The sequence below is a fragment of the Microcoleus sp. Pol7_B2 genome (assembly GCF_036701035.1).
In the GTDB taxonomy this organism is placed as follows: Bacteria; Cyanobacteriota; Cyanobacteriia; order Cyanobacteriales; family Microcoleaceae; genus Microcoleus.
In genome coordinates, this window is the sequence record NZ_JAUBQB010000125.1 from 1 (window position 1) to 10,633 (window position 10,633).

Annotated in this window: 11 protein-coding genes; 5 read left to right on the top strand and 6 right to left on the bottom strand. The window is 46.7% G+C overall.

Going from position 1 to position 10,633, the window contains the following annotated elements:
• Positions 1-432 precede the first annotated feature (432 nt).
• Positions 433-1,203, top strand: a complete 771-nt coding sequence (locus QUA57_RS27065; protein WP_333064829.1) for a GerMN domain-containing protein — start codon at positions 433-435, stop codon at positions 1,201-1,203.
• 108 nt (positions 1,204-1,311) lie between these two features.
• Here the strand turns inward: QUA57_RS27065 and QUA57_RS27070 are convergent, their stop codons facing one another.
• The 3 genes from QUA57_RS27070 to efp form a co-directional block, all read right to left on the bottom strand.
• Positions 1,312-1,704, bottom strand: a complete 393-nt coding sequence (locus tag QUA57_RS27070) for a metalloregulator ArsR/SmtB family transcription factor (protein WP_333064831.1) — start codon at positions 1,702-1,704, stop codon at positions 1,312-1,314.
• A gap of 30 nt (positions 1,705-1,734) precedes the next feature.
• Positions 1,735-2,292 carry an acetyl-CoA carboxylase biotin carboxyl carrier protein gene (gene accB, locus QUA57_RS27075; protein ID WP_333064832.1) on the bottom strand — a complete coding sequence of 186 codons (558 nt, stop codon included), beginning with the start codon at positions 2,290-2,292 and terminating at the stop codon, positions 1,735-1,737.
• Positions 2,293-2,477: 185 nt separating this feature from the next.
• On the bottom strand, positions 2,478-3,035 hold the full coding sequence (efp, locus tag QUA57_RS27080; protein WP_190659475.1) for an elongation factor P: 558 nt from the start codon (positions 3,033-3,035) through the stop codon (positions 2,478-2,480).
• A gap of 410 nt (positions 3,036-3,445) precedes the next feature.
• Between efp and QUA57_RS27085 the strand changes: the two genes are divergently transcribed.
• The 3 genes from QUA57_RS27085 (at position 3,446) to thiL (ending at position 6,155) form a co-directional block, all read left to right on the top strand.
• Entirely contained in the window at positions 3,446-4,570 is a 1,125-nt protein-coding gene (locus QUA57_RS27085; protein ID WP_333064833.1) for a peptidylprolyl isomerase, read from the top strand.
• A gap of 242 nt (positions 4,571-4,812) precedes the next feature.
• Positions 4,813-5,127 (top strand): hypothetical protein, encoded by a 315-nt coding sequence (locus QUA57_RS27090; RefSeq protein WP_333064835.1) that lies wholly within the window; start codon positions 4,813-4,815, stop codon positions 5,125-5,127.
• Between the two features lie 32 nt (positions 5,128-5,159).
• Positions 5,160-6,155 (top strand): thiamine-phosphate kinase, encoded by a 996-nt coding sequence (gene thiL, locus QUA57_RS27095; RefSeq protein WP_333064838.1) that lies wholly within the window; start codon positions 5,160-5,162, stop codon positions 6,153-6,155.
• A 71-nt stretch (positions 6,156-6,226) separates the two neighbouring features.
• On the opposite strand, the gene QUA57_RS27100 is transcribed toward thiL, so the two are convergent.
• From QUA57_RS27100 to QUA57_RS27110, 3 genes are all read right to left on the bottom strand, one after another.
• Positions 6,227-6,883, bottom strand: a complete 657-nt coding sequence (locus QUA57_RS27100) for a hypothetical protein (protein WP_333064839.1) — start codon at positions 6,881-6,883, stop codon at positions 6,227-6,229.
• 156 nt (positions 6,884-7,039) lie between these two features.
• Positions 7,040-8,230, bottom strand: coding sequence for a cysteine desulfurase family protein (locus QUA57_RS27105; protein WP_333064840.1), 1,191 nt, complete (start codon positions 8,228-8,230; stop codon positions 7,040-7,042).
• 71 nt (positions 8,231-8,301) lie between these two features.
• Entirely contained in the window at positions 8,302-8,703 is a 402-nt protein-coding gene (locus QUA57_RS27110; protein WP_190659497.1) for a DUF7682 family zinc-binding protein, read from the bottom strand.
• A gap of 190 nt (positions 8,704-8,893) precedes the next feature.
• Between QUA57_RS27110 and QUA57_RS27115 the strand changes: the two genes are divergently transcribed.
• On the top strand, positions 8,894-10,555 hold the full coding sequence (locus tag QUA57_RS27115; protein ID WP_333064843.1) for a DUF655 domain-containing protein: 1,662 nt from the start codon (positions 8,894-8,896) through the stop codon (positions 10,553-10,555).
• Positions 10,556-10,633 lie beyond the last annotated feature (78 nt).

Below are 10,633 nucleotides of genomic sequence, written 5' to 3' on the forward strand. Positions count from 1 at the left end.
CCCGTTGCCGTTCTTGATAAACGTTTGCCAGTCTCACAGCGATCACACTTTTTGGCCTGTTTAGTCTAAACTCCAATTCTATACCTTAAATCCCTTAAATCCGTTACCCCCTTACCTCCGTTACATCCATTTGTTGCTTTCCTTCTTCCTTTTTACTTATTTTTTCTTCCTTTATTCTTTAATTTTTTATGATTACTATAGAACATAGCCACTAGGCCGATCGAGATACTGTGACATACTCCACGGGCGAAATCTTATATTATGGTCTAGGATTCCAATAGTCGGATTCAGGATATGTTGGGCTTGCTATAAAGTTTTCGGTAGCAGCAATGCAATTGTGTCAATTCCAGAATCTAACCATAGACAAATGTAGCTGATCGGGAGTCGCTCCTCACCGTCCCAAGCGCTCTATCTCTAAGGAGAATTAGTATTATGAAAGATGGACAAGAAGTACGCCGCGTCTCCACAGCCGTCATTGCCGGTGTTTGCGGGTTGGCTTTACTGGCGGGAGGGGGAATTGCCTGGTGGACCGCGAACCGTTCGCCAACCCCCGCAAATACGCAGTCTTCTGCTCAAACTACCGCTCCGCCACTGTCCCCCAGTCCTGCGGAATCTCCTGCTGTAGTTATCCCCGTACCCCCTCCCAATCCTGCACAAGTGCCGCAGGTTCAGACGCCGCAGGTTCAGACGCCACAGGTTCAGATACCTCAAGCTCAGACGCCGCAGGCTCTAGTCCCAAAGTCGCCGCAGCCAAAGCCTTTGCTGCAGACGGATGTCCAGACAGTGCAAGTCTACTGGGTTAAAGATGCCAGCGGTAAATTTGAAGGAGTTCCTACGAAAGTAGCTGTCAAACAAGCTGACAAGCCTGATGCAGCTTTACAAGCTGCTTTTAACAGTTTGTTGGCCGGGCCGAAGGATGGAACTGTTTCTAGCGAAATTCCTAATGGGACAAAACTCAGGGGTTTGACTGTTAAGAATGACGGAGTTTATGTCGATTTGTCGGCCGAATTTACTTCGGGGGGAGGGAGCAATTCGATGACTGGCCGGTTAGGGCAAGTTATCTATACGGCTACGAGTTTACAACCGAATACCAAGGTTTGGATTTCGGTGGAAGGGAAGCCTTTAGAACTTTTAGGCGGCGAAGGTTTGGAGGTGGCTCAGCCGAGTACCCGCCAAAGTTTTGACAAAAATTTTCCCCTTTAGTAATTATGAGTCATTAGTTACAAGCCATTAGTCATCGGTCTGAAGGCCGATCGTAGGAATTGATAACTGATGACTCATGACTGAGGACTGAGAACTGGCAACTAATTTTCAGAGCTTCGTAGTTAGGCTAAATGCCCGAAAGTGTAGGGCTTGCTGTTCGATCCTGCTGGCAAGCCGATCGCACACCATATTACACAGCTCAAAAATTAACTCGTCCTGCACCTTATAATAAGCTGAAGTTCCTTCACTCCGGCGAGTGAGGATACCAGCTTGGAGCATGAGTTTTAGGTGCTTAGAAACATTGGCTTGACTCGTTTGAGTAGCTTCCACCAATTCTTGCACGCATTTTTCGCCGTCGCGAAGCAAGTTCAAAATTCGTAAACGCATGGGTTCGCTCAAAATACTGAAATACTCAGCAACTTGTTGCACAACCTCTTGCGGGACAGGCTGGGATGACTTCATCAAACTCACCGGAGAGAAGTGATCGGGAAATATTAGCATTTATTCTGTCCATAACAATAAAGTAATCCTTCAATCCGGATTAATTCGCATCAACACTTGACCGTATTCGACAGGTTCGCCATTTTGAACTAAAATTTCCATCACTTGACCGGAGACTTCATCCGCATCGATCTCGTTCATCAGCTTCATCGCTTCGATAATACAGACTGTCTGATTGACCTTGATGCGATCGCCCACATTGACAAAAGGCGGCTCGTCAGGAGCAGCAGCGCGATAAAAGGTTCCTACCATCGGCGAGATAATAGGCACCCATTTCGTATCGACAGAAGCAGGTACGGCAGCAGGTACGGCGACAGGGGCGACGGGTACAGGGGCAGCCAGATCCGCTGCTAAATTTTGGTCAACAGCAGCAGGTGACGCTAATGTGGGGCTAGCAACAGCGGCCAACGCGCTCGGAGCGACAGTCGCCACGGCAGCAGGGAGCGCAGCAGAGGTGCCTGCTGAACTTGCCAGAATGCCTTTGCGTACTGTCAGTTCAATATCCCCACTTTTTAATGTCAGTTCCGAAATGCCAGTTTTGTCTAATACAGTTAGCAGGTCACAAAGCTGGTTTAAGTCTAGTTGCACAGCAGATTCAAGGGTAATTGAGAATTGAAAATTGAAAATTCAGAATCAGGCGAAGCTAGGAGCATCAACGACTTTGGAGGCAAAAGGGAGAGTTTTTAAGCTGTGAGCGATGAGTATTGAATTTGGACTTCTTTAACTCATAACTCAAAACTAAAAACTAAAAACTCCCTTTTCCTTCCTCGTTTCTACTCTCGGCCGAGGTACTTGTCTTCACGAGTATCAATCCGAATCCGTTCTCCAATGGAAATAAATAGAGGCACCATAATCTGAGCGCCAGTGGAGAGGATGGCGGGTTTGCTGCCACCAGTGGCAGTATCTCCTTTGACTCCGGGATCGGTTTGTATCACTTCCAAGACAACAGAGTTGGGCAGTTCCACTTCCATGATTTGGTCGTTCCAGCGCAGGATGCTGACTTCCATACCTTCAGTGAGGTACTTGACACGATCGCCTATTTGCTTAGCACTGAGCCGACTTTCCTCGTAAGTTTCCATATCCATAAAGACGAGCTCGTCGCCCTCTTTATAGGTATGCTGCATCACGCTCTTTTCCAGGTTGGCTTGAGGCATAGTCTCGCCCGCCCGGAAGGTTTGTTCTACTACGTTTCCGGTTTGGACGTTTTTTAATTTTGTCCGCACGAAAGCCGAGCCTTTTCCTGGCTTGACGTGGAGGAATTCGATAACCCGCCACACGCCGTTATTCCATTCAATTGAAACACCTGGTCGAAAGTCGTTACTGGAGATCATATAAATTTTTGCGGGCAATCCCGTCGCCTTGAGGCACGGGGGAACTAAAGTCAGTCGATTTTAGATTTTAGATTTTAGATTTTAGATTTACTCCACAGATGAATTTGGGAGATTGAACCTTGGTCTAAAATTTTAATCTCTCCACGACAGGAGTCTGGGGATTGTATCCGTTTTTGAGCGGGTCAGGTTAAAGCCGCAGTCTAGCTGACGGCATCAAAAAGCAATTGGCATTTTATTTTACCGTTCAAAGGGAGCAAGTGCTGTACGGAAATGTTAATGGCAGGGGGCAAGGGGCTGTTGTTAGTGGGCAACTCCCTCCCGGGCCGAAGGAACAGCCACTTTAGATGGGTAGCAGCTTAGAGGGCGGGCAGCGCTGTGGGAAGATAATAGAGGCAATAAAAGTTAAAGTTATGTTGCATTGGCCTAATTTCTCGATCGATACGTGCAAGCGCTGGGTCAAAACCGTCGCTTTAGCGCTCTTGCTGTTCACTTTCTCCCTGAGTTTCAGTGCAGTCTCCCATGCCAAACGGCCCAGCAGCAGTATGCCTGCTGGGAATGCGATTACGGACGGCCAAGCGCTGCTGCGCTTCGCTTTACCTATTGACAATCAGACCGTACGAGAGTTGCAAATTAGTCTCGAAGACATTGGCAACCACATACGGTCTAAACGTTGGGGGCCCATTAGCAGTGATGTCAGCAAGGCTTCCAGGATTCTCAACCTTCGGGAATCTGACCTTTTAGAAAGTATTCCCGACGCCAAAAAGCCGGAAGCTGAGGCGCTAGTTGCAGGAGTCAAGGAGAAAGTTGCTCAACTGGAAAAGGCTGTTGAGGCTAAAGACAGGGACAAAGTGATTGACTTGAAAGCCACCATCCTAGGTTCGGTAGGCGAAATCGAAGAGTTGATGGTGACAAAGTTTCCGTTTGAAGTGCCTGCCAAGTATGCTAATCTGCCTCAACTGAAAGGGCGGGCTACAGTGGCTGTACAAACTGAAAAAGGGGAAATTACTGTTGTGGTTGACGGCTACAGCGCCCCGGTTACGGCTGGTAATTTTGTGGATTTAGTTGATCGAGGTTTTTATGACGGTTTGCCGTTTATTCGATCCGAAGAATCCTACGTTTTGCAAACCGGAGACCCCGAAGGCAAGGAAGAGGGTTTTATTGACCCAGCTACTGGCAAATACCGGAATGTTCCGCTGGAAGTGCTCGTCAGGGAGGAAAAAGAACCTATTTACGGGATTACTCTAGAAGATGCGGGGCGTTATCGCGACGAACCTGTTTTGCCTTTTTCTGCTTTCGGTACAGTGGCCATGGCACGTACAGAAACTGACCCTGATAGCGCTTCTTCTCAGTTTTTCTTTTTCTTGTTTGAACCTGAACTCACGCCCGCTGGCCTGAATCTGTTGGACGGCCGCTATGCTGTTTTTGGTTACATGATTGAAGGAAAAGAAGTTTTGGAGCAACTGAAGCAGGGAGACAAGATTGTATCTGCTAAGGTAGTGAAAGGAATCGAAAATTTGGTGCGACCTCAAGTTTAATTAATGACGGCGATTGAAATCGCTTTTACACCAAAGTGACGGCGATTGAAATCGCTTTTACACAAACAAAGCCCGCCTGCGCGGGCTCAAAAAATCAATAGTGAGAGGCATTGAAATCTTTTCTAAATAAAGGTAACGGCGATTGAAATCACTTTTACACAGACAAAGCCCGCCGAAATAATGCTGGAAGAAGAGATAATTTTTATAGTTTCGTTATTGAAAGTAGGAATTCAATCGAGAATATGGCTATTTTACAATTTTTATTGGTAATGGGTTTGGGCGGATTCGCAGGCTTGTTGATTGTAAAAAATGTGAATGAAAACAAGCAAAAGCAGCGGTTAGATGAGGCTTTTTATCAGTTGTTGGAAACTCAAAACAGTCAAATTTCGCTGATTCAACTGGCAGCTAATGCTAGGGTTGAGGCTGAAGTTGCTCAGCAGTATTTAACTCGGCAAGTTAAGATTTTTTCGGCGATTTTAGAGGTAGATGATGAAGGGGATACTTTTTATAGGTTTCCGAGGTTGCGCTTGCCGCCGAGTTCGGGTAAAGAATGGTGAAGTGAGAAAGTGCGATCGACTAATTCCCAATTATGAAAGTTAAAGATATCGGTGAACAAGGCCTTTTAAGAATATTGCAAAAATTCTGCCCCGCAGAAATAGTGGGTGATGATTGCGCTGTCATGGCTACAAATCCCAACCAATCTCTGGCTATCACTACAGATATGTTGGTGGATGGAGTGCATTTTAGCGATCGCACTACGGGGCCTTATTACGCAGGATGGCGCGCGGCAGCAGCGAATTTGTCGGATCTTGCCGCTATGGGAGCAACACCTCTGGCGGTGACTGTAGCCCTCGCTGTGGCGGCGGATACGGCTGTGGAGTGGGTTGAAGAGTTTTATCGGGGGATGACGGCTTGCTTGCAAGAGTATGATACGCCGATCGTCGGTGGCGATGTTGTGCGATCGCCCGTGGTGACTGTGGCGATTACTGCTTTTGGGGAGGTTGAGTGCGATCGTACCATTCGTCGGTCAAATGCGCGATCGGGCTGGGCCATTGTCGCTACAGGGGTTCACGGAGCCTCCCGCGCGGGATTAGAATTGTTGTTAAATCCAGAATTCGGGCAAAATCTGGAAAAGGTTGATCGGGCTTCTTTAATTCTCGCTCACCAGCGCCCTAAACCGAGACTCGATGTTTTGCCGGTTGTTTGGGAGATTTTAGATTCTGCGGGTGAGTTTTCCATCGCCGGAATGGACAGTAGCGACGGTTTAGCTGATGCGATTATTCAAATTTGTCGGGCTAGCGGTGTTGGCGCAAAAGTCGATCGCACAAAACTACCAATTCCCGATATTTTCAGCGAAATCGTATCAACCGAAAAATCTTTAGATTGGGCATTATACGGCGGGGAAGACTTCGAGTTAGTGCTGTTTTTGCCGATGGCGAATGCTGAGTTATTGGTGGAAAAAATAGGAAATGGTGCTGCAATTGTGGGAATCGCTACGGATAGCAGCGATATTTGGTTAACTGATAGCAGCGGTATTTATCCTGATGCTATATTAAAGCTCGATCGAGGATTTCAACACTTCTGAATTATCTCGTTTGTCCGCATAGGCGGACTTGGTTTGTATAGACGCGATTTTAAGCGCCTGGTTTTTGCCCGTTACAGATTTTCCGCCAGCGAACCGTTGATTCTGTTATTGTAGGCAGTAGCTAGATTATTTTGGGTTTGCGTCCATTTTTCACTACCGGGTTCGCGATTATTTAAAACTATTTGATAACCATTAATGGCAATTTCAATATTATTCGCTCTATTCCCACTTGGAAAGTCACTAATATGAATACTCAAATTTTCAATAAGACCGATAATTGAGCTAATTGTTTCTGAATTTTCGCCGGCAATTAACTTCTGCGCCACTTGCTGTAAAGTCTCGGCAAAACTGGCATTAAGGAGATGTTGTCGCCCTTCCAGCATGGGGTAAATTACTGCTATATTCCCCTTGCTATCTTGTTCGGCTTGCAATAATTCTAGGAAAAAGTTTGCATACTCTTGGAAATTTTCACTGACCGAGTTATTGCTATCTCCGTCATCGTTCATATCGAGGATTTGCGCTAGATAACGGGCTAGATGTCGAAGGAATTTAGCGCCATTTTCCCCTCCTTGTTCTGCCAAGGTGGAGGCTACTAACTCGCAAGTTTCCAGAAATCCGCGATCGAGTAATTCTGAGTTATCCTGTAATATCTGCGATTCGTCTCCATTGGGGGCATTCAGCAGGGAGTGAATTAATTGCAGATAGGCTTGGGCGCGGTTTTCTTCCATTATGGGGAGTTGTGAATAACACCGGAATAGATTTTATCATGATTGGGGGTGGGTTTTTGGGGTTGTTTGTGATTTTTGATGATTTTGACCGCAGATGTTGGCGGATGTACGCGGATGGACGCTGATAGATACGGTTATCTAGGTTGGCAGTTAATCTTAACGCCTAGATAATGCTACCTTGGGCATTAATCTATCCAAAATTTGCTCGATCGCAATTACTGTCCAATCAATATCAGCTTCTGTGGTTTCTCGCCCTAGAGTTAATCGAATTCCACCAACGGCACCGATTTCGTCATATCCCATTGCTAATAATATCGGACTGGGAGTTAGTTTGCCACTGCTACAAGCGGCACCGGAACTAATGCCAATTCCGGCTAAATTTAACTGTCTCACCATAGTTTTGCCTGTGATTTGCTCTGTGTCTCTCTTTTGGTAAGGGCGACAGGATGGGGAGACGATGCAAAAACTGACGTGGTGGGGCAGTCGGTAATATCGATCGCCCGTTGGTACTAAACTGGGTACGTGGGATAATCGGTCAAAAAGTCGATCGCGCAATGCAATTAACCTCGGCGTTTCCACATCTATTTCCTGCAATGCTAACTCCGCCGCCACCCCAAAACCGACAATTACCGGCAGGGCTTGCGTCCCGGAACGCAGTTTCAATTCTTGGCCGCCACCGCCTAACATTGGCACTAATTCTACTCCCGGACGCACGTAAAGCGCGCCTGCACCTTGCGGCCCGTAAAGTTTGTGACTGGAAAGGGAAAGCAAGTCTACGGGCAGTTTCTGCACGTCAACTTGCAGCTTGCCGGCAACTTGAACTGCATCGGTATGAAACATGATATTGCGATCGCGCGCAATTTGTCCCAAGGCCTCTATTGGTTGCAGCGTCCCAACTTCGCTTTGTCCGTAAATGATTGAAATTAACACTGTATTCGATCGCAGCGACTCTTGCAAATCCAAAGGGTGAATTCGCCCAAATTTATCCACCGGTAGGCGCGTCACTTCCCATCCCAACTGTTCGAGTTGTCGCGCCGGTTCTGCTACTGCTGAGTGCTCTACGCTGGAGATAATAATATGCTGCGGCTTTGTATAAAGACGCGCAATTCCCATAATTGCCAAATTGTCCGCTTCAGTGCCACCACTGGTAAAAATCATCGATTCCGGTAGCGCGTTAATCAAGCTAGCAACCTGCATTCTTGCTAATTCTAAAGCTGTCGCAGCTCTTTGTCCCCACTCGTGCAAGCTGGAAGGATTGCCCCACTGCTGAGTCAGGGCTTTTTGCATGGCTTGAATCGCTTCTGGGCGTGCGGGTGTTGTCGCGCTATAGTCGAGGTAAATTTGCATGATAAATAACTAATTAATGAATGTTGACTGTTGACTGTTGTGAGTGGCTACCAATAACCAATAACTGATGACTAACTTCCTGGTTTGCAGACGTTGTAGTCTTCGTGCGACAAAACTTTTTGGGGAATTAAGAAAGTCCCGCAATCTTCACAAAGCATTCTGTAGTTGCGGGTTACAGGAATACTGATTATCAAACGGTTATGACGCAGGCGTTTGCCGCCGAAATCTCTGTAATTCTTATTTTCGCCCAAAGCTGCTATAATTGCCCGGGCTTTAGTGACTACGTGGTCGGGCAGACCTCTGAGATCGATGATATCTCTAGCAAATGATGCTTCCCTCTCTTGTTTTTTGGTTTGTTTTTCTGCCAGCACTTCAACGTAATGCTGGTGCGCCACCAACTCTTGCGTGCAGCGATGGCACGCTTTACCATATCCTTTGTGACCGCACGGAAAAATTGTTTTTCTTTTAGCCATAAAGCAGCGGTATCGGGTTTGACCCACGCCCCTGAATGCTGCTACCCTACCAGTGATGCTTCCGGCATCGAGGCAGTTCTACAAGACGCAAAATCTATTCCCTTGCATAAATTTAATAGGTTGTAACTTTACTTGATCCAATAGGTTTGAACTTTGGGAAGGCTAATAACCTCTATTTTTTTTAAATTTTGTGGCTGTATTATATTATCATTTAGTCGGTTTCTGTTGTGCTGGGCTGGTGGCGCTCAATCTGGTCGGCTGCGGACAAACAAAGCAAGACGTGCAGAATTTACCTCTCAGCCTAGCTCCATTGCCTCAAGACCCCTTGTTGCAAGTATACTTCAATCAGTCGATCGCTTCGAGTTATACAGAGCCTTACCGCCAGCAAACTAGACCTGGGGATGATTTAGAAAACTTGATCGCTGTTGCGATCGCTAGTGCTGGATCGACGGTAGATGTAGCGGTTCAGGAGTTTCGCTTGCCCGGTATAGCTAGGGTTTTGGCCGATCGACAGCGATCGGGAATTAAAGTGAGATTAATTGTCGAACGTATCTATAGTCGCCCTTGGAGCGATTTTACAGCTCAGGAGTTAGCGAAATTACCGGAAAGAGAGCGCGATCGTTATACCGAATTTGTGCAACTTGCCGATCGCAATAAAGACGGTAAATTGAGTGCCGAGGAAATCAAGCAAAATGATGCTTTGGTAATTGTCAAGGATGCGGGTATTCCTGTAATTGACGATACTGCTGACGGCAGTAAAGGCAGCGGTTTGATGCACCACAAATTTGTGGTAATTGACGGCAAAACCGTCATCGTTACTTCTGCTAATTTTACCACAAGCGATATACATGGCGATTTCAAGACACCAGCAAGTCGCGGCAATGCGAACAATTTGCTGAAAATTGAAAATGGTCAAGTAGCGAAACTATTTACTCAAGAATTTAACATCATGTGGGGCGACGGGCCCAAAGGCAAACCGGACAGCAAGTTTGGCATCAAAAAGCCGTTTCGTCAAGTGCAAAAAGTAAGAGTAGGGAATTCGACAGTTGGGGTACAATTTTCGCCGACGGCTGCGACTTTGCCTTGGGAAAAAAGCGCCAACGGTTTGATAAATCGAACTTTGGGTAGTGCGAAAAAGTCGGTTGATTTGGCCCTGTTTGTATTTTCGGCTCAGCGGTTGTCCAATACTTTGGAAATTGAAGCTGGGCGAGGAGTTGCGGTGCGAGCTTTAATTGACTCTAATTTTATTTATCGCTCTTACAGTGAAGGTTTGGATATGATGGGGGCGACTTTGATGCAAGATTGCGGGTTAGAAACTGACAATCGCCCTTGGAGAAAGCCGCTGACTGGGGTGGGAGTACCGCTGTTACCAATGGGCGATCGCCTGCACCACAAATTCGGCGTTGTGGACGGCAAAACGGTGCTTACAGGTTCTCACAACTGGAGTGAGGCTGCAAATCACGGGAATGACGAGACGCTGCTGGCGATCGAGAGTCCCACAGTTGCAGCCCATTTTGAGCGGGAGTTCGATCGGCTTTACAAAGGCGCCATATTGGGAATTCCCGCCCGAATCAAACAGAGAATTGATGCTAAGAAAAAAGAGTGCGATTCACTACAAGCAGCATCAAAATCTGCAAGTGCTAAACCTCCAATTGCTGCTAAAAAATTAGTTAATTTAAATACAGCCAGTCAGGAAGAATTAGAAACCTTGCCCGGGGTTGGCCCGAAGTTAGCCGAAAGAATTATTGCAGCGCGACAGCAGCAACCTTTCACCTCTTTGGAGGATGTGGCACGGGTACAGGGAGTCGGGGACAAGATTTTAGATAGATGGCGCGATCGAGTAACTTGGTAGTTACAGCAAATTCCAAGTTTATGAAGTACAGTAACAGCAGCTTGTAAACCAGTTTTTAAAGTGCTTAGGATTGACCAA